At 43.1% G+C, this 18,257-nt stretch carries 18 protein-coding genes and 2 tRNA genes; 12 read left to right on the top strand and 8 right to left on the bottom strand.

Translation table 11 applies throughout. The features are described from left to right. Positions 1-35 precede the first annotated feature (35 nt). Positions 36-359 carry a hypothetical protein gene (locus HYI04_RS00945; RefSeq protein WP_178895767.1) on the top strand — a complete coding sequence of 108 codons (324 nt, stop codon included), beginning with the start codon at positions 36-38 and terminating at the stop codon, positions 357-359. 94 nt (positions 360-453) lie between these two features. Beyond that, entirely contained in the window at positions 454-771 is a 318-nt protein-coding gene (locus HYI04_RS00940) for a hypothetical protein (RefSeq protein WP_004691542.1), read from the top strand. A gap of 57 nt (positions 772-828) precedes the next feature. Here the strand turns inward: HYI04_RS00940 and HYI04_RS00935 are convergent, their stop codons facing one another. Continuing rightward, on the bottom strand, positions 829-3,180 hold the full coding sequence (locus HYI04_RS00935) for a Tex family protein (protein WP_178895766.1): 2,352 nt from the start codon (positions 3,178-3,180) through the stop codon (positions 829-831). A gap of 336 nt (positions 3,181-3,516) precedes the next feature. Here HYI04_RS00935 and ompR point away from each other — a divergent pair, with 336 nt between their 5' ends. From ompR to HYI04_RS00915, 4 genes are all read left to right on the top strand, one after another. Continuing rightward, on the top strand, positions 3,517-4,281 hold the full coding sequence (ompR, locus tag HYI04_RS00930) for a two-component system response regulator OmpR (protein ID WP_004691545.1): 765 nt from the start codon (positions 3,517-3,519) through the stop codon (positions 4,279-4,281). Positions 4,282-4,584: 303 nt separating this feature from the next. Next, the gene (locus HYI04_RS00925; RefSeq protein ID WP_178895765.1) at positions 4,585-6,045 is read left to right on the top strand and encodes an ATP-binding protein; all 1,461 of its coding nucleotides are present in this window, start codon (positions 4,585-4,587) and stop codon (positions 6,043-6,045) included. Positions 6,046-6,251: 206 nt separating this feature from the next. Continuing rightward, on the top strand, positions 6,252-7,769 hold the full coding sequence (locus tag HYI04_RS00920) for an acetyl-CoA hydrolase/transferase family protein (RefSeq protein WP_004978127.1): 1,518 nt from the start codon (positions 6,252-6,254) through the stop codon (positions 7,767-7,769). Positions 7,770-7,896: 127 nt separating this feature from the next. Further along, a complete protein-coding gene (locus tag HYI04_RS00915) occupies positions 7,897-8,316 on the top strand; it encodes a GNAT family acetyltransferase (protein WP_004691549.1) in 420 nt (139 codons plus the stop codon). 10 nt (positions 8,317-8,326) lie between these two features. Here HYI04_RS00915 and HYI04_RS00910 read toward each other — a convergent pair whose 3' ends face one another. The 4 genes from HYI04_RS00910 to HYI04_RS00895 form a co-directional block, all read right to left on the bottom strand. After that, entirely contained in the window at positions 8,327-9,079 is a 753-nt protein-coding gene (locus HYI04_RS00910; protein ID WP_159152667.1) for a class I SAM-dependent methyltransferase, read from the bottom strand. A gap of 142 nt (positions 9,080-9,221) precedes the next feature. Then, positions 9,222-9,297, bottom strand: a tRNA-Phe gene (locus tag HYI04_RS00905). A gap of 137 nt (positions 9,298-9,434) precedes the next feature. Continuing rightward, positions 9,435-9,510, bottom strand: a tRNA-Phe gene (locus HYI04_RS00900). Between the two features lie 185 nt (positions 9,511-9,695). Further along, the gene (locus HYI04_RS00895) at positions 9,696-10,073 is read right to left on the bottom strand and encodes a GNAT family N-acetyltransferase (RefSeq protein WP_004691552.1); all 378 of its coding nucleotides are present in this window, start codon (positions 10,071-10,073) and stop codon (positions 9,696-9,698) included. Positions 10,074-10,165: 92 nt separating this feature from the next. Here HYI04_RS00895 and hisB point away from each other — a divergent pair, with 92 nt between their 5' ends. From hisB to hisA, 5 genes are all read left to right on the top strand, one after another. Further along, on the top strand, positions 10,166-10,759 hold the full coding sequence (hisB, locus tag HYI04_RS00890) for an imidazoleglycerol-phosphate dehydratase HisB (protein ID WP_004691554.1): 594 nt from the start codon (positions 10,166-10,168) through the stop codon (positions 10,757-10,759). Beyond that, a complete protein-coding gene (hisH, locus tag HYI04_RS00885; protein ID WP_004691555.1) occupies positions 10,759-11,376 on the top strand; it encodes an imidazole glycerol phosphate synthase subunit HisH in 618 nt (205 codons plus the stop codon). The genes hisB and hisH overlap by 1 nt, the downstream gene beginning before the upstream one ends. Positions 11,377-11,664: 288 nt before the next feature. Next, positions 11,665-12,129 (top strand): DUF805 domain-containing protein, encoded by a 465-nt coding sequence (locus HYI04_RS00880; protein WP_159152668.1) that lies wholly within the window; start codon positions 11,665-11,667, stop codon positions 12,127-12,129. Between the two features lie 95 nt (positions 12,130-12,224). After that, complete coding sequence (locus tag HYI04_RS00875; RefSeq protein ID WP_178895797.1) at positions 12,225-12,890, top strand: 3'-5' exonuclease; 666 nt, start codon at positions 12,225-12,227, stop codon at positions 12,888-12,890. A gap of 79 nt (positions 12,891-12,969) precedes the next feature. Next, the gene (gene hisA, locus HYI04_RS00870) at positions 12,970-13,701 is read left to right on the top strand and encodes a 1-(5-phosphoribosyl)-5-[(5-phosphoribosylamino)methylideneamino]imidazole-4-carboxamide isomerase (RefSeq protein ID WP_159152670.1); all 732 of its coding nucleotides are present in this window, start codon (positions 12,970-12,972) and stop codon (positions 13,699-13,701) included. A 72-nt stretch (positions 13,702-13,773) separates the two neighbouring features. Here the strand turns inward: hisA and HYI04_RS00865 are convergent, their stop codons facing one another. Next, a complete protein-coding gene (locus HYI04_RS00865; protein ID WP_159152671.1) occupies positions 13,774-14,322 on the bottom strand; it encodes an XRE family transcriptional regulator in 549 nt (182 codons plus the stop codon). 91 nt (positions 14,323-14,413) lie between these two features. Here HYI04_RS00865 and HYI04_RS00860 point away from each other — a divergent pair, with 91 nt between their 5' ends. Beyond that, the gene (locus tag HYI04_RS00860; protein ID WP_159152672.1) at positions 14,414-15,313 is read left to right on the top strand and encodes a DMT family transporter; all 900 of its coding nucleotides are present in this window, start codon (positions 14,414-14,416) and stop codon (positions 15,311-15,313) included. A 72-nt stretch (positions 15,314-15,385) separates the two neighbouring features. Here HYI04_RS00860 and HYI04_RS00855 read toward each other — a convergent pair whose 3' ends face one another. Both HYI04_RS00855 and HYI04_RS00850 read right to left on the bottom strand, forming a co-directional pair. Beyond that, entirely contained in the window at positions 15,386-16,798 is a 1,413-nt protein-coding gene (locus HYI04_RS00855; protein ID WP_159152673.1) for an FAD-binding oxidoreductase, read from the bottom strand. A 40-nt stretch (positions 16,799-16,838) separates the two neighbouring features. Beyond that, positions 16,839-18,182: an APC family permease gene (locus HYI04_RS00850; protein WP_159152674.1), complete on the bottom strand. Its 1,344-nt coding sequence runs from the start codon at positions 18,180-18,182 to the stop codon at positions 16,839-16,841. Positions 18,183-18,257: the final 75 nt, after the last annotated feature.

Here is an 18,257-nt window from a genome sequence, read left to right as displayed (position 1 = left end):
TCATCATAAAAGCAATTATAAAAGGGGAAAAAGAAATGCAGGCACTTTATTTATTCAAGCTTTTTTGCTTCATCTTTACTGCAATTACCGCTTTTAATCTATATACAGAACTCACCCTCTCTCATATTTCAATCTGGCAAGTGCTGACTCATGGCGGTTTGCTAATGATCTTGCTCGAATTTGGCTTTAAGAGCCAACACGTACCACAACAGACTACTCCACTGACGAGTGAAATACGCTCGCTAGAAACAGAAACTGGGCCAACCTCACAACCCTCAAGCATGTATTGCAATATTTTTTCAAAAATAGGGTTAGTCTCCATTTTTTCCAGCCTGATTGCACAAAGCCTACTCAGTTAAGGCACATACCTTTTTTGTGGACAAAGGATAAAGACGACGCGACCCTTCTACTTTTTGTGTTATAAACAGCCGTCTTTTTTTATTTTGTGAATTTATGCGCGCTTTTACTTTCGTACTGCAATATGTGTGTATCGCTTTTGCGATTTATCTCTGCTACCGAGTAGGCAGTAGCCTGTATTTACAAGATTATGTGATGATGGATATCGTGGCCAATGTCGGGACGATTCTAATCTGTATCGATCTTGCTGTTTTCCTGTGGCATAGCCGCAGTACACAAGCCATAAGCCTCAAAGATTATGCCACTCGACTGGAACAACCCGCTCCTACCTTTGTCAAAGTTTGCCGAAAGCTTGGGCACTTTGGCATTATGCTGATTATCACCAGTTGGATCGTGCCCATCATCAACGGATAAAAGCAACCATAAAAAAACCTCCCAATCGGGAGGTTTTTTTTATTCAAATCTTAAAGATTATTTCGAACCTTTAATGCCTGCTTGAAGTAACAATGCACCTAAACCACCAATTTTATTTTCTTGAGGTTTAGCCGTTTGCGGCTTCTTGTTTGTTTGAGCACGCTCGCCTTGTGGACGTGCTTGTTGTGGACGTTTAGCTTGTGGTTTACGTTCACTACGCTCTGTATTTTCACGACGTGGTTGACGTGGAGCTTTAGGCGCTTCAGCACCTTCAGGGCGCATCGACAAATTCACACGATTACGCTCAGCATCTACAGTGAGTACACGTACTTGCACAATTTGCCCCGGCTTCACCACTTTATGCGGATCTGCAACGAATTCATTGGCCAATTCTGAAATATGGACTAAACCGTCTTGGTGTACACCCACATCCACAAAAGCACCGAAGTTCGTCACATTGGTCACGACACCTTCAAGCTGCATGCCTTCAGTCAGTTGCGCAACTTCGGTAATGTCTTCACGGAATTTTGCTGTACGGAACTCTGGACGTGGATCACGACCTGGTTTTTCCAGTTCAGACAGTACATCTTGAATGGTTGGTAAACCAAATTTCTCATCTGCAAATTCTTCAGCATTCACTTGGCGAATGATTTCAGAGTTACCAATAATATCTTTCACTGTCGTCGCTTTCGCTTCAACAATTTTACCGACCAGCGCATAAGACTCTGGGTGAACAGCAGAAGCATCCAGTGGCTCTGAACCATCTTGAATACGTAAGAAACCTGCCGCTTGTTCAAAAGTACGCTCGCCTAAACGTGGCACTTTCTTCAAATCTTGGCGGTTGTCAAAACGGCCATTTTCTTTACGAAAATCGACAATTTGCTGCGCAATCGACTTATTCAAACCTGCGATATAACCCAAGATAGCAGATGATGCAGTATTAACATCCACACCCACTGAGTTCACACAGTCTTCAACGACTGCCTCAAGGGTTTTCGCTAAGCCCGTTTGGTTCACATCATGTTGGTACTGACCTACACCAATCGATTTTGGATCAATTTTCACCAGTTCAGCCAATGGGTCTTGTAAACGACGTGCAATCGACACTGCACCACGAATCGACACATCTAACTCTGGTAACTCCGCAGAAGCCAATTCAGATGCTGAATAAACCGATGCACCTGCTTCTGATACAGAAACACGTGTCAGTTTTAAATCACTGTTTGCCGCCATCATTTCAGCTACAACGCTTTCTGTTTCACGGCTTGCTGTACCATTGCCAATGGCAATCAGGTCAACATTGAACTCGCGGCATAAACGGGCAAGTTCTGCAATTGAACCCGCTTTATCGTCTTTGGGTGCAAATGGATAAATCGTGCTATGTGCAAGTACATCACCCGATGCATTTACCACAGCCAATTTCACTCCTGTACGGATGCCAGGGTCTACACCTAAGGTTGTACGTGCGCCCGCAGGTGCAGACAACAACAAATGACGTAAGTTTTCAGCAAAAACATCCATGGCTTCAGATTCGGCTGCCAGACGCTTTTCGGTGAGCAACGAATGTTCGATGCTTGGACGAACCTTGCCTAACCAGAACAATTTAGCCGTTTGTTTTAAATAGTCTTGACGTGCTTGCGGCTGTGCAGTTTCAAGGCTGTATTCTGTTTCAATACGCGCCAATGGTGCATCATCTTCGCCATCAACTTTTAAACCTAAAACGTTTTCTTGACGGCCACGTAACATAGCCAATAAACGGTGTGACGGGACTTTATTTAAATTTTCAGAAAAGTCGAAGTAATCGCGAAATTTTTTGCCAACTTCTTTTTTCTCATCACTTGCCACTAAACTTTTTAAAGTGGCTGTTTTTGCAAACGTGGCCTTAAGTTCAGTGGTCATTGCAATATTCTGCGCCCAGTCATCAATTAAAATATGTTGAATCGCGTCCAACTGACTTTCTAGATCTGGATAATCTTCATGGCTAAAGCCTGCCAATGCATCAGCTGGATCAACCGCTTCTGCAAAGATTTTCTCTGCAATCGGGCCTAAGCCTGCTTCTTTGGCTTTAAATGATTTACTGGTCCGTTTTGGACGGTACGGTGCGTAAATTTCTTCTAAGGCATTTTTAGTTTCAGCAGCATTTACACGTGCCAATAAATCATCAGACAATTTGTCTTGTTCTTTTAATGATTCGATTACCTTGTCGCGACGTTCAAATAAGTCACGTAAATAAGCCAAACGTGTATCGAGCTGACGTAACTGCGCATCATCTAAGCCTTGCGTGACTTCTTTACGGTAACGCGCAATAAATGGAACGCTAGCACCTTCATCAATCAACTTGATGGCAGCCTCGATTTGATTTGGACGTACGGCAATTTCTTTTGCCAACTGCTGAACTAAGTCAGTCATCGTATGTGATCCCACAAGGATATGTACTAAAAGCCATGATTATAAAGACCAAGACTATAAAATCCACAACTGTTTTTATTAATTTAATGGCTTAAATGTGACATATTTCAGGCAAATTTCATAAATCCATCTCATTTTCAGTGTTAAATCTTATTTTTAGGTATTCTTTGCCATTTTTTTCTATGGGCTAAGATGTATACATTTGGTATCTATGTCTTGATTTTACCTGCAATATTTGTTGCTTTAGAGCATAGTAAAGACATACAAATGAGTCGTATACTCAAGACTATCCCGACTTTTGTTTACGATGACAATAAAGAATAAAGGAGCACTTCAATGAGTTTAGTTGTACCTGCTGAAAAAACAGATGCTGTACATAGCGATGCAGATCGCGTTGAACGCATTTTAGTGGTAGATGACGATGTGCGTTTACGTACGCTACTCCAACGCTTTTTAGAAGATAAAGGCTTTGTGGTGAAAACAGCGCATGATGCAACTCAAATGGATCGTCTCTTACAGCGCGAACTGTTTTCACTGATTGTGCTCGACTTCATGCTTCCTGTTGAAGATGGTTTAAGTATCTGCCGTCGTCTACGCCAATCCAATATTGATACGCCTATTATTATGCTTACCGCTCGTGGCAGTGATTCAGACCGTATTGCAGGTCTAGAAGCGGGTGCAGATGATTACTTACCGAAACCATTTAATCCAAATGAGTTGTTAGCACGTATTCGCGCTGTACTGCGCCGCCAAGTGCGTGAAGTTCCAGGCGCACCAAGCCAACAAATGGAAGTGGTCAGCTTTGGGCCATGGTCACTTGATTTATCAACACGTACCCTAACGCGTGAAGGTCAAGTCGTAACCTTAACTACAGGTGAGTTTGCGGTACTAAAAGCCTTGGTACAACATCCACGTGAGCCTTTGACTCGCGACAAATTGATGAACCTTGCGCGTGGCCGTGAATGGGGTGCAATGGAACGTTCGATTGATGTTCAGGTATCGCGCCTACGTCGTCTTGTAGAAGAAAACCCTGCTCGTGCACGTTATATCCAAACGGTTTGGGGTGTGGGTTATGTGTTCGTTCCAGATGGCGCGGAATAATTCAAAACTAAAAAATACGGCTTCGGTCTTTTTAAGCTGAGTAGCAATAATCAGCACGACGGAGTCCTAAAATTAAGCTCAACTTTATCGATTAACCTGCGGTTCGCCTTACTTTTGTTTCGACAAAAGTAAGCAAAACCATTGTCATCTGCAAAACTCGGCATATTTCTGCATTTCAACATCATGCTCGCAGAAACTTTATAACACCCAGACCTCCTGCCTCGAACAATTGCAGATGACTTTTCGCGTATCGCATACCTGTCACCATTGAACTATGTCTCTTACATAGAAACAGGAAATCACGTGAAACTCGAACCCATCGACCCTCAAAAATTTACAGATTACGAAGCGTATTCAGAACGGAAACGCACGCGTTGGGAACGCTTTTTAGATAAAATCAAGCCGCGTTCTGCTGCCATGCGCACCACCGTACTGGTACTCTTCATTGTATTTTTCAGTTTATTTATGTCTTTGTGGTTCTTTTGGCGCACCTTATATCTTCCAGAAATTCAACAACATGCTCGTTATCTTGCTGTTGAAATAGAAATTCTCAACAACCCCGATTTACGGATTTATCATCAAAATACTGAAGTCGATGTCGATGACTGGCTAAGAAGCCGCGTCGGGATTGAATACGTCACCGATCCCAAAGAATATCCCAATGTTAAAGATAAGGTGATTGCCGAGTTCTTTACCAATCAAATTGAAGCTAAGCTGGCCAAAGAATTAAAAGTCGAACATGCCACAGTATATTTCCAATTTAAACCTAGCCCGCGCATTTGGATTCAAACGCCTGAAATGAACGGCAACTGGGTACGGGAACCACTGAAAACCTATGCCAACTACAGCCCTGAGTTAATTTTCGGTTGGCTGCTTGGCGTACCCCTTATTGCAGCAGCCATTATTTTAACCTTGGTTCGTCAGCTCAATCGCCCGCTGCGTCGTCTGCAAAATGCTGCCAACAGTTATAGTAAAACAGGCACAGCGCCGTATTTAGAGACCAATCACGGCCCCCAAGAAATTCGTGAGGTCAACCAAGCGTTTAATCACATGATTTACACCCTAGATCAGACTGAACGTGACCGCCGGATTATGTTGGCGGGGATTTCACATGACTTACGCACCCCTCTGACCCGTATTCGACTCAGTGCGGAAATGATGCCCAATGATGATTTTTTAAAAGAAGGGCTGATTTATGACGTTGAAGATATGGATGCGATCTTAAATCAGTTCATTTCCTATATGCGTGACGGCTCGGATGAGGAAATCCAAGACACCGATTTAAATATGTTGTTACAAGAATTGGTGGTGCAATTCAAACCGCTGGATATTCGTTTTGAACCTGCTGAATTACCGATTATTCAGGCACGTAGTCTATCTCTTAAACGCCTGATTGGTAACTTGATTAATAATTCAAAACGCTACGGTGCTGAGCCGATTGAACTTTCCGCAACAGTGGAAAATGAACATATTTTAATTAGCGTAGCAGACCATGGTGAAGGCATTCCTGACGATCAAATTGAAGAGCTCATGCAACCTTTTGTGCGTGGCAATGAAGCCAGAACAGTTCAAGGCAGTGGTTTAGGTCTCGCCATTGTGAAACGAATTGTCGACATTCACCAAGGTCAACTCAGCATTCATAATCGGGAACAAGGCGGACTTGAAGCAATTATTTCGCTGCCTCTTCATCACAATCAAGATGTTGAAATTTCCAGCAACAACCCACTCGAAAAATTAAAGCAAACCTTGGTTGAACATTTTTAAACTTTGTACAATAGTTGATCAAACGATTTTGTTCAACTATTCAACAATTTAATTTTACCAAATATATTTCAACCACTTACAAATCATCAGAATCCCTTATACCCACATTTTTTCAAAAAATTAGACCTTAGCCTAACAGGTATGCACAATGTCGTTCTTGATCGGTACAATCGGTGCCAGATCCAGAATATTAACGAGAGTAAACCATGTCTTTAGATCGTATCCGTTTAGCTTCACTTCACGATAAAGTCATCAGTGCAGAAGAAGCGTCTGCTTTTATTGAAGATGGCATGACTGTAGGTATGAGTGGCTTCACTCGTGCTGGCGAAGCGAAAGCTGTACCTTTGGCATTGGTTAAACGCGCACACACAAATCCTTTAAAAATCACATTAATTACTGGTGCGTCTTTAGGTAATGACCTAGACAAGCAATTGACTGAAGCGGGTGTATTGGCACGTCGTTTACCGTTCCAAGTGGACAACACTTTACGTAAAGCCATCAACAATGGCGAAGTGATGTTCATTGACCAACACTTGTCTGAAACAGTTGAGCAAATGCGTAACCTTCAGTTGAAAAAACCAGATGTAGCAATCATTGAAGCGGTTGCAATTACTGAAGATGGCGGCATCATTCCAACAACGTCGGTAGGTAACTCTGCAAGCTTCGCAATTTTCGCAGAAAAAGTGATTGTTGAAATCAACACCAACTTAAGCCCTGCATTTGAAGGCTTACACGATATTTACATCCCAACTTACCGTCCAACACGTCAACCGATTCCATTGACTCAAGTGGATGAGCGTATTGGTACGCACGCGATCAATATCGATCCTGCAAAAATCGTCGGTATCGTCATCAACAATGACTTGCACGACTCTCCATCAACTGTGACAGCGCCAGATGATGAAACTCAAGGCATTGCAGACCACTTAATCGCATTCTTTGAAAAAGAAGTGGCGGAAGAGCGTTTACCGAAAAACTTAGGCCCATTACAAGCAGGGATTGGCTCAATTGCCAATGCTGTACTTACAGGTCTTAAAGATTCAAACTTCGAAGACCTCGTCATGTACTCAGAAGTCCTGCAAGACTGTACGTTTGAATTGATCGATGCAGGTAAAATGAAGTTTGCTTCAGGTTCATCAATTACCCTTTCTGCAAAATACGGCGAGAAAGTATTTAATAACCTTGAAGCGTACAAAGATAAATTGGTTTTACGTCCGCAAGAAATTTCGAACCACCCTGAATTGGTTCGTCGTTTAGGTATTATCGGCATCAATACTGCGCTTGAATTTGATATTTACGGTAACGTAAACTCAACTCACGTTTGCGGTACGAAAATGATGAACGGTATTGGTGGTTCAGGTGACTTCGCACGTAATGCACACTTGGCGATCTTCGTAACCAAATCAATTGCGAAAGGTGGCGACATCTCTTCAATCGTACCGTTTGCATCGCACATCGACCATGCTGAACACGATGTTGACATTCTTGTGACTGAACAAGGTTTGGCTGACCTGCGTGGTTTAGCACCGCGTGAACGTGCTCGTGCGATTATCGACAACTGTGCACACCCACTGTATCGTGATGCATTAAACGACTACTTCGATCGTTCATGTGCAAAAGGTGGTCATACACCTCACCTTCTTCGTGAAGCATTGTCTTGGCATTCTAACTTTGAAGAAACAGGCCACATGCTTCCTGTTCAAGCAGAAGCGAAATCTGCTTAATTTAAAGTTTTAAAAAACGCCCGATTGGGCGTTTTTTTATGGCTGATGAAAAGTGTAAGAAAACACTTATCAAAATAAAAAAACTCAATTAATCTAAAGGCATCCAAAAAATAAAAATGCCAAGCTCATGTTCATTATTCGCCCCTATCTCGAAACAGATTTAGAAGACGTCATTGCACTTTGGGAGGTATGCGACCTCACTCGCCCTTGGAACAACCCTGAAATTGATATTTTTAGAAAAACCGCACAAAAAGATGGTTTATTTTTATTAGCGGTTAAAGATGAACAACTCATCGCCACATTGATGGGTGGTTATGATGGCCATCGCGGCTGGATTAATTATTTGGCAGTACATCCGCACTTTCAACGCAATGGGGTCGCAACCGCACTTATACAGCAGCTCGAGAAGCGCCTGATTGCGTTAGGCTGTCCCAAACTACAACTGCTTGTACGTAAAGAAAACATCGACGTGCAAAGCTTCTATGAGCAACTGGGTTATGAGGAAATCGAAGTCGTGTGCTTCGGTAAACGTCTGATTGCCGATTAAGCTTAGACACTCAATGCGCCGATACAGGTAGACGGCCCAATCTTAAAAAAATTGGAAATTTAAGCTCAAAGAGTTGGTTCGCATGATCATCAACGGCGAAGAATGCTTTGAACTCATATAAGGGGTCATCTGAATTTTTCGCTCGATAATGTTTCAGTGCAGACCATGTATTTAAATAATCCAACAATTGAGCAGCAGACCATTGAAATGACATCGACAATTCAGACGTCGCTATTTCCTCAAAGGGAAAAGGAATGGTTTGATAGGCCTCGTCGATATAACGACGTTCGGCATCCCAATAGCCTTTCAAAGTCTTAAAATAAAGTCGTTCAATACAGCCCTGTAACTCAGGTTGCTGCAGCTGAATTAAACCATAGCCAATGACCGCCAAAATGCCGTCAGGTCGTAAAGTCCGCCGCACTTCTGCATAAAAACCATCAAAATCAAACCAATGAATGGCTTGAGCCACCGTGATTAAATCAAAACTCTGCTCGGCAAAACTGGTGTGCTCTGCAGACTGAACTTGATAACTAACATTTTCAAAATAAGGTGCATATTGTAACTGATGCACACTGATATCTGTCGCCACCACGGCATCAAAATGCGGCGCCAACAATTGAGTTAATTGCCCCGATCCTGCACCACAGTCCCACGCAAATTGAGGAGTTACTACATGCTTGAGTATTTCTTGAATCAAACTCGCTGGATAACTCGGACGTGCGAGTTGATAAAGCTGACTTCCCGATGAAAAGCGGTCTTTCATAAGCCATCCTCAGTCTTATTTTTGACTCAAAATTAGCACATTCTCCAAGAGCCAAAGCATGATGTTGTCCAACATCTTATACAATCCTACTTTTCATGAGACAAAAAAAAGCCCCAAACATTGTTTGAGACTTTTTTGAATATGGTGGCGAGACCCAGGATCGAACTGGGGACACACGGATTTTCAATCCGTTGCTCTACCTACTGAGCTATCACGCCGATGCCGTGTATTAAGCCGTATCTCGGGTGAATAGTCAATAAAAATCATCACTTTTTTTATTTGATCGAATAAATTTCAGGCAAAAAAAATCCCTGATGGGATCAGGGATTGAAATTTTTAAATAAGATTTTGAATATGGTGGCGAGACCCAGGATCGAACTGGGGACACACGGATTTTCAATCCGTTGCTCTACCTACTGAGCTATCACGCCGATGTCGCGTATTAAACAGTTTAAGCGAAGCAGCGTCAAGTCCGTTTTCAAAAAAATCATTTGAGTGTTTACTTTTACAGCAAACCCAGCGCCCTTCGTACATTTTTTGAGTCATTCTTTACAATTAAAGCGCATCACCATCGTTATTCATGAAAAAAGCAGCCCAAAGACTGCTTTAAAAAAGCTTAAATTTTACCAATGTGCTCTAAGCAACGGTGAATTGCACCACAGCCCGGCTCGAACACTTTGACACCTTTGGCTTCTTCCATACGACAGACTTCTTCAACCAGCCGCTCCGCAACACCTCGTCCACGGTTTGCAGGATGTACTACGATGTATTCTAAGGTTTTATTTTCACCCTGCCCACTACACCAAATGGCGCCAATGACTTTAGTATTAAATTCTGCGGTGTAAAGTAAGGTATACTGAGCTAGATTTTGCTCAAGTTGTTCTACGGCATCATGCCCATCGCCAAATTCAGGACTAGTGTCGTACAGTCGCTCTAGCTGGCTGCGCAACTCTTCTTTTTCCAGTGAAGTATAAGCGTGTACGGTAATAGGCATTGATAAACCCTCCTGAGCAATCTAATATGCGGTGACTTCGTTACGGCGAAACATTTTACATCAATTATTTGACGTCTTTGAGGAACGTGTCTATGACAGAACGTATCAGTGAAGTGGTAAGAAATACCAACGAAACCAAAATTCGAGTTCGTGTAAACCTCGATGGTACGGGTCAAGGCACGCTCAACACAGGTATTCCCTTTTTAGATCATATGATTGATCAAATCAAGCGACATGGCTTATTTGATATTGATATTGAATGTGATGGCGACTTGGAAATTGATGATCACCACACGGTTGAAGACTGTGGTATCACGCTTGGACAGGCTTTTGCTAAAGCTTTAGGTGACAAAAAAGGTTTACGTCGTTATGGTCATTTTTATGCACCGTTAGATGAATCTTTAAGCCGTGCTGTGGTGGACTTATCTGGCCGTCCAGGTTTATTTATGGATATTCCATTTACCCGTGCCATGATTGGTCGTTTTGATGTGGATCTATTCTCTGAGTTTTTCCAAGGCTTTGTGAACCATGCACTCATGACAGTACACATTGACAACCTGAAAGGGAAAAATAGCCACCACCAAATTGAAAGTGTGTTCAAAGCATTTGCGCGTGCACTTCGTATGGCCTGTGAAATTGACCCACGTGCAACCAACACCATTGCTTCAACCAAAGGTAGTTTGTAATGACCCGTATTGCCCTTCTTGACTATGGTATGGGTAACCTACACTCAGCAGCAAAAGCGCTTGAGCATGTTGGTGCAACGGTCGATGTGACCAATGATCCCAAGTTAGTGGCTCAAGCTGACAAAATTGTATTCCCTGGCGTAGGTGCTATGCGTGACTGTATGCAAGGCATGCATGAAGCAGGGATTGATGAAGTCGTTCGCCATGCGGCATTTAATAAGCCTGTATTAGCGATTTGTGTGGGTATGCAAGCGCTGATGCAACGCTCTGAAGAAAATGGCGGAGTCGATGCTCTCGGTATTTTTGAAGGCAGCGTGAAACGCTTTCCTGATGTAGACGGCTTGAAAGTCCCGCATATGGGTTGGAACCAAGTTCATCAGGCTGATCCGAGTCATCCAATGTGGAAAGACATTGAGCAAGATGCACGTTTCTACTTCGTGCACAGCTTCTATGTTGAACCGAAGAACTCTGGCATTGTGGCGGCGACCTGTGACTACGGATTAGAGTTCTGCACAGCCATTCATCAAGAAAATTTGTTTGCGACCCAATTTCACCCTGAAAAAAGTCATACCGCAGGTTTGCAACTGCTGAAAAACTTTGTGGAATGGAAAATTTAATTTATTCCAGCCTCTGTTTGATTGAAAAGCTCAACTTCGGTTGGGCTTTTGTTTATCCAAAATTGATGCATCTAAGCTCAAAATAAATCAGAAACAGCTTAAGTAAATGAGGCGTGTGACCTCACTCCTGTACCTTTCAATATATAAAATCTTTGCTTTACAGCAGACTAGTATACTCAAGATGACTACGATGCCTTTTCATTGTCACCAAATTTGATTATGATTTGCCTGCTTTTTAGACATTTTTATTTATAAAAAACTTAATTTACAACGATAAGGTAAGTCACTATGACTCAATATGCACAAGAATCTGCGCTAAATGCCGCAGGTCGTTTCGGCCGTTTTTCATACCTTGCATGGAACTGTCTACTTGCCATTGTAGCGTCAATTATTCTAGGTATATTCATCGCCATCTTTCCTAATACTTTCGTGAACTTGGAAACAGGCAACTTCGGTGGCGGCATGATTTTTATCGTCCTGATCTATGTTGCGCTCATATACTTCACTTTTGTATTTACTATTCGTCGCCTGCATGACCGCAACCATACGGGATGGTTATCACTGTTGATGCTGGTGCCTCTTGCCAACGTGATCTTAATGCTTTACCTGATTTTCGCACCAGGCGATGATCGTAGCAACAGCTATGGCTCACCACGCCCAACGGCAGGCTGGGAAGCCGTTTTGGCATGGATTTACATCCTGATTTTCGTTTTAGCAATTATCGGCGGTATTGCGGCTGGTTTTATGTCCTAAAATCACCTGTGCAAAACAGCCTGCCTAGGTCGGCTGTTTTGCTAAATCAACGCAAAAGCTTTAGGCTTAAGCAACAGTGGCATAGTCAAAGCATGATGGATTCTTCTTTTCAACACATCCTTCCCAGCAAAGTCGAAATTCAAAAATTTCCTCGTTTTCAAAATTTGCCAAAACAAGCAATTCATGTCATTCAAAACTTAGAGCAGTGTGAAGCAATCCGCGCTGAAATAGAACAGGTTTCCATCTTCGGTTTTGACAGCGAGTCCAAACCGACCTTTCAAGTGGGAGAAGTCTCCACGGGTCCGCATTTAATTCAACTAGCCAGCGTCGAGCAGGCTTATTTGTTTCAAATGAGTCCACCCATTTGGAGCTTCCTTGCACCATTTTTGGCGAATCCAGACCAGCTCAAAGTGGGCTTTGGTTTAAAAAATGATACCCATCTTTTCCGCAAAAAAGGTTTTGAGCTCAAAGGCGTGGTTGAGCTGTCAAAATGCTTTGCCAGCTTTGGTTTGACCAACCCTGTCGGCATTAAAAATGCCATCGCCCTGCTGTTTCAACTCAACTTCCCCAAAAGCAAAAAAGTCAGCACTTCAAATTGGGCGAGGAAGATACTCACGCCTGAACAAGTTGACTATGCTGCTGCGGATGCCTATGCCGCGTTGTTGGTTTTTGAAGAATTGCGGTGTTTAGAGCGACTCCCAAAAGATATTTCCAAAGAATTAGAAAAAACAACAAAACCTTGTCGTCATGAAAAGCTGTAACAGATGCTTAGAAAATTGCCAATACTTTGCTAAGATGACGGACATTGATTTTATTTAAGATTTGGCTAGGAGCGAAAGCATGCTGATCATCCCTGCAATTGACCTGAAAGATGGCAAATGTGTTCGTTTAAAACAAGGTCGTATGGAAGACGATACGGTTTTTTCTGATGATCCTGTTGCAACTGCACAGCACTGGGTAAATGAAGGCGCGCGTCGCTTACATTTGGTCGATTTAAATGGTGCTTTCGCTGGTACGCCAATTCATAAACCTGTGGTTGAAGCCATTGCTCGTGCACAACCTGAACTGCCCATTCAAATTGGCGGTGGTATTCGCTCACTAGAAACCATCGAACACTACTTAGAAGCAGGTGTGTCTTTTGTCATTATTGGCACCAAAGCAGTTCAAGATCCTGAGTTCGTTGAAGAAGCATGTAAGAAATTTGCAGGTCATATCATTGTCGGCATTGATGCCATGAATGGCATGGTGGCCACCGATGGCTGGGCCAATGTGACCGATGTGAAAGCAACCGATTTGGCCAAACGTTTTGCCGATGCGGGCGTATCGAGCATTGTCTATACCGACATTGCACGTGACGGGATGATGCAAGGTGTGAACGTTGAGCAAACTGTTCAACTGGCACAATACTCTGGCCTACCTGTGATTGCGTCAGGTGGTGTGACCAACCTTGATGACGTACGTAACCTCAAAGGTCAACCTGGTATTTTGGGTGCAATTACCGGTCGTGCGATTTATGAAGGCAGTTTAAACCTACGTGAAGCACAATTGCTGTTAGATGAACAATCGTTCTAATTGTAGAATTTAAAAAAGAGGTCTTTTGACCTCTTTTTTATGCACTAAATATCAGTGTGTAAGATCTGCTTCTTAATAAATTGCATTACGTATAAACTTTAACGGTACAGTTCCACAGTTGATGTATTGGTATTCAATGGCACTGGAAAAAACAATCGACTCTCCTACCCCCAAGACTTTCATCTCACCTGCCAAATCCAAAGTTAACTCCCCCTCTATCACATAGAGCATCTCACGCCAACCGACTGGGTCAGGTTCTGCACTATAGTGCTCATTTGGGGCAAGCACCCATGTCCACAGTTCAACTTTTTGTGTTGCTGCCGCCGAGGCCATTAATTTTGCTTCACTGTGTGCTTGTGTACCCTGCCAAGCCAGAACGTTGACGACCGCTTGACCTTGCTGTTCAGGCGCAGCAATGATCTGTACAAAATCGACCTCAAGTACATCGGCAATCAAACTGAGTTTTGCCAAACTAATATTGTCCTGTCCAGATTCAACTCCAGCCACCATGCGACGACTTAAACCAGCCAAATCCGCCAGTTGTTGCTGGCTCAAGCCTTTTAAACTTCGATAATGACGCACATTTTGACTGACGTGTTGTAGTACCGCAGGAGACTTCATAAAGTTCAATCAAAAAAATATTGAGCAATATATTGCACACAAAAACAAAGCATGACAAGCTATGTGCAATATATTGCACATTAGTTCTTTTATGTTGAATGCTCAGCTCGGCTCTAAAGCGCCTGTCATTGCACTAATTTTAATTACCTTTATTTGGGGCGGTACTTTCTTGGCCGTGAAATACGCCTTAAATTTCAGCTCACCCATGTTCTTTGTGGGCTGTCGTTTCGCCTGCGCCGCGACAATTATTGGCTTATTTTCCTATCAACATTTAAAACACATTACCCGACAGGACCTGTGGGCAGGTGCACTCATTGGTTGTATGGTCACTATTGGCTATGGCACACAAACAGTCGGACTACAAACGGTCAGTAGCAGTGAATCTGCCTTTTTAACTGCACTGTATGTGCCTTTGGTACCTGTATTGTTGTGGCTGATCTTTCGCAAAGTACCCCATTTTATGATTTGGATTGGTGCGCTCTGTGCGTTTATGGGCTTAGTCTTACTTACAGGCAATAGCCTGAATTCAATTTCACTGAATTTTGGCCAGACCTTAACCCTACTCGGTGCAATCGCTATAGCGATGGAAATTATCCTGATTGGTTATTTTGCCCCAACAGTCGATATTGGTCGAGTGACGGTGATTCAACTGGCAGTTGCCTCTGTGCTCGCCTTTGCAGCTATGCCATTGGCAGGTGAACACCGCATTCCAGACTTTTCATGGCCTTTACTGAGTATAGCACTCGGCTTGGGTCTTGCCAGTGCCGTGATTCAATATGTAATGAATTGGGCACAGCGCTCAGTCAATCCATCTCAAGCGGCAATTATTTATGCAGGAGAGCCTGTATGGGCGGCACTGTTTGGGCGTCTTGCAGGAGAACGCTTAGCACCACTGGCTTTGTTGGGTGGGCTTTTGGTGGTGTTTGGCATTATGATCAGTGAATGGAAACCGAAACTGCTGACGTCGAAAAAGAACCTCGAACAACTTTAGCCCATCTCCGAAACGCAAAAACTGCTGAATCGAGTGATCAATGGCCATCGATTCAGCAGCTCAGTCAGGTGGTTAGAATGACACCATCTTGCCCGGATTAATCATTGCTCCGAGTCCATACATGCTTTTGGCTATTGGAATGACCAACGGCGCCAGTGCACGACCAAAAGGAATGTTCTGATGTTGAATACGGGTCAACATATTAAAGTCATCACTTGCACCGCAGAAATCATCGGCAATGGCTTTACCAATACGCACCGTTTGCGCAACACCATGTCCACTCCACCCCTGAACAGCATAGATTGGGTATAGGCTACCAAATTTACGACTATCCGCAGCACCATTAACGGTTAAATCGGTCGTGCCACTCCATACAAAATCAAGCTGGACTTGCTCTAACTGAGGAAATACGTGTTGAATACGTCCTAGCAAATAGTCATGCGTTTGTTCAGGACTCCAACACGAACCCGTGCCTTCACCGCCAAATAACAATCGGTTTTTTGAGACCCCACGGTAGTAGTCAATTTGAAACTGGGTGTCGTATACAGGCAGATCCGTCGGCAAAAGTTCTTGCAAATCTAATGCTAAAGGCGCAGTGGTACACACATAAGTATAAAAAGGAATGGTGGTTTGATTGCGTTCTTCTAATAGTTTAAATGAGGCATGATGTACGCCCATCACCACACTTTTACGTGCTTTAATCATCCCTTGGGCTGTGGTCACATAAATACCATCGGCACGTTCTTGGATTGACTGTACTTCCGTCTGTTCATAAATCGTGCCGCCGTTTTGGCAAAAGCCATAAGCCAAACCACGCGTCAGGGCTAAAGGATGAATATGCCCCCCAAGCTGATCCAACTGACCGCCAAAATAGTTGTCGGATTGCACATGCTCACGTAATTCATCTTGGGTCAGCATTGAGGTATTTTTTTCATCTAAATACTGACGTGCTTTCATCCCTTCATGCAGTGCATCTAAATGTCCTGGGTGTACTGCGGCCGTCAAGTGTCCACGTTTACGTTGCACATCTAAGCCATATTTTTCAGTGATGCTATCAATCAAAGCCATCGCTTCCGTTGAGGTAAAGTGCCATAACTTTTTAGCCTCTTCAAAGCTGAAATGCTCAATCATGGTTTCGGCTTCCCAACGTGCCAACCCCGGTGTGAGTTGCCCACCATTGCGCCCTGAGGCGGCACCGCCCACTCGGTTTTTTTCAACCAAGACCGTATTCACACCCTGCTCCGACAAATGCAGTGCAGCCGATGCTCCGAGTAAGCCACCGCCTATAACAACCACGTCACATTCGATATCTGCATTTAAAGGCTCAAACTCATGCCATACATGCATTGAACTTTCATAGTAATTGGCTGGATGACTAAACGCAGCACGCTGCGGGTTCAACCAATTCCACTCTTTACCACTTTGCGTTGCAGAACTGGCTTTGTATTCAACGTCATCTAAAAATGTCGGTTTATTCATATTCATTTCATTCACACTCAATATCTATCTCATTTTCATGCAGGTTTTAATATGCATTTCCAATCACAATGTTTTGTCTTTTCAATTTCTTATAAATAAATAGACCAATGCCTATCACCAGCCAAGAGCAACCAAAAATTAGCGCATTTCGTTCTAAATTGACCCAAAGGCAAAGCATCACCAATACAGATAACAAGGGAAGAATCAAATTGAGGCATTTGTTTTTAATGCCTTGGGTTTGTTTTTCCAACAGATAGAACTTCACAAAAACCGAGAAATTCACCGCCGTAAAGGCAATCAAAGCACCGAAGCTAATCATTCTGACCACCGTCGCAAGATCTAGAAAAATGGCCGATAGCGAAATCAAGCCAATACTTAAGACGGCATAAAGTGGCGTACCTAATTTTGCATGGAGCTGCCCAAAGGTTGCTTTGGGGAAAATGCCATCCTTCGCCATAATATGAATCAGACGTGAAGCGCTGGCATGAGTGGCTAAACCTGAAGCGAAGGTATTCATGATTTGGGCACATAAAAATACGGCTTGGAAAAGTGCTCCTCCCACATAGAGAACAATTTCAGGTAAGGCTTCGTCAGGGTTGTTAAAACGCACATTGCTTGGAAAATACAGCTGGATAAACCATGAGGCACTAATAAAAATTCCGCCCCCGAGCAACGTGGTAAGCAGCACGGCACGTGGAATATTCTTTTGGGGATCTTTGGTTTCATGGGACATGGTCGTGACCGCATCAAAACCCAAAAATGAAAAACATAAAATCGATGCACCCGCAATCAAAGGCAAAACAGAACTGTCTCCATTAAACAGCGGGGCTAAAGTCAGTACATGATCATAGCCTTGTTCAGAACCCACGCCTTGAATGACTAGATAGATAAATAAAACCATCAACAGCAAGGGCAAAAGCACAAACACCAAACTCAAGTTCGCCAAAATATTGACTCGAAAGCAGTTAATCAAGGTGACTAAACCTGTAAATAAAATCACCCAGACCCAATAAGGTACACTCGGAATCACAGCTTCTAAGTAAATACTTGCCAGTAAGGCATTCACCAAAGGCAACAAAATATAATCTAGCAGTGAACACCAGCCGACAAAAAAGCCTGCTTTGGCTCCACACGACTGTGCCGTGTAGTTATAGGCAGAACCTGAGTCACCACTGATTCGGCTAAAACGTGCATAACTAAATGCGGTCAGTAACATTGCAACCAACGCCAAAATATAAGCCAATGGCACACGCCCATCGGTGATCCCAGACACAATCCCAAAGGTATCAAACACTACCATCGGGGTCATATAGGCCACACCAATAATGACCACTTGCCATAGTGACATTTTCTTTAAAGAAAAATCTGCATTTTTCACCGAAATCACCATCTTTCATTTTTTAATCTAGTGATTTTGGTTTTTGCAACAACTATGCCATATAATAAAAGCTTCGCTATTTTAAAA

Source organism: Acinetobacter sp. SwsAc2 (assembly GCF_013391465.1).
Classification (GTDB): domain Bacteria; phylum Pseudomonadota; class Gammaproteobacteria; order Pseudomonadales; family Moraxellaceae; genus Acinetobacter; species Acinetobacter johnsonii.
This window is presented reverse-complemented; position numbering and strand designations above follow the sequence as displayed.

What these genes read in the sequence shown, in the direction of transcription:
- HYI04_RS00945 (WP_178895767.1), top strand. Translation starts at nt 36, where the DNA reads ATGCAGGCACTTTATTTATTCAAGCTTTTTTGCTTCATCTTTACTGCA.
- HYI04_RS00940 (WP_004691542.1), top strand. Translation starts at nt 454, where the DNA reads ATGCGCGCTTTTACTTTCGTACTGCAATATGTGTGTATCGCTTTTGCG.
- HYI04_RS00935 (WP_178895766.1), bottom strand. Translation starts at nt 3,180, where the DNA reads ATGACTGACTTAGTTCAGCAGTTGGCAAAAGAAATTGCCGTACGTCCA.
- ompR (WP_004691545.1), top strand. Translation starts at nt 3,517, where the DNA reads ATGAGTTTAGTTGTACCTGCTGAAAAAACAGATGCTGTACATAGCGAT.
- HYI04_RS00920 (WP_004978127.1), top strand. Translation starts at nt 6,252, where the DNA reads ATGTCTTTAGATCGTATCCGTTTAGCTTCACTTCACGATAAAGTCATC.
- HYI04_RS00915 (WP_004691549.1), top strand. Translation starts at nt 7,897, where the DNA reads ATGTTCATTATTCGCCCCTATCTCGAAACAGATTTAGAAGACGTCATT.
- HYI04_RS00910 (WP_159152667.1), bottom strand. Translation starts at nt 9,079, where the DNA reads ATGAAAGACCGCTTTTCATCGGGAAGTCAGCTTTATCAACTCGCACGT.
- HYI04_RS00895 (WP_004691552.1), bottom strand. Translation starts at nt 10,073, where the DNA reads ATGCCTATTACCGTACACGCTTATACTTCACTGGAAAAAGAAGAGTTG.
- hisB (WP_004691554.1), top strand. Translation starts at nt 10,166, where the DNA reads ATGACAGAACGTATCAGTGAAGTGGTAAGAAATACCAACGAAACCAAA.
- hisH (WP_004691555.1), top strand. Translation starts at nt 10,759, where the DNA reads ATGACCCGTATTGCCCTTCTTGACTATGGTATGGGTAACCTACACTCA.
- HYI04_RS00880 (WP_159152668.1), top strand. Translation starts at nt 11,665, where the DNA reads ATGACTCAATATGCACAAGAATCTGCGCTAAATGCCGCAGGTCGTTTC.
- HYI04_RS00875 (WP_178895797.1), top strand. Translation starts at nt 12,225, where the DNA reads ATGGATTCTTCTTTTCAACACATCCTTCCCAGCAAAGTCGAAATTCAA.
- hisA (WP_159152670.1), top strand. Translation starts at nt 12,970, where the DNA reads ATGCTGATCATCCCTGCAATTGACCTGAAAGATGGCAAATGTGTTCGT.
- HYI04_RS00865 (WP_159152671.1), bottom strand. Translation starts at nt 14,322, where the DNA reads ATGAAGTCTCCTGCGGTACTACAACACGTCAGTCAAAATGTGCGTCAT.
- HYI04_RS00860 (WP_159152672.1), top strand. Translation starts at nt 14,414, where the DNA reads ATGTTGAATGCTCAGCTCGGCTCTAAAGCGCCTGTCATTGCACTAATT.
- HYI04_RS00855 (WP_159152673.1), bottom strand. Translation starts at nt 16,798, where the DNA reads ATGAATATGAATAAACCGACATTTTTAGATGACGTTGAATACAAAGCC.
- HYI04_RS00850 (WP_159152674.1), bottom strand. Translation starts at nt 18,182, where the DNA reads ATGGTGATTTCGGTGAAAAATGCAGATTTTTCTTTAAAGAAAATGTCA.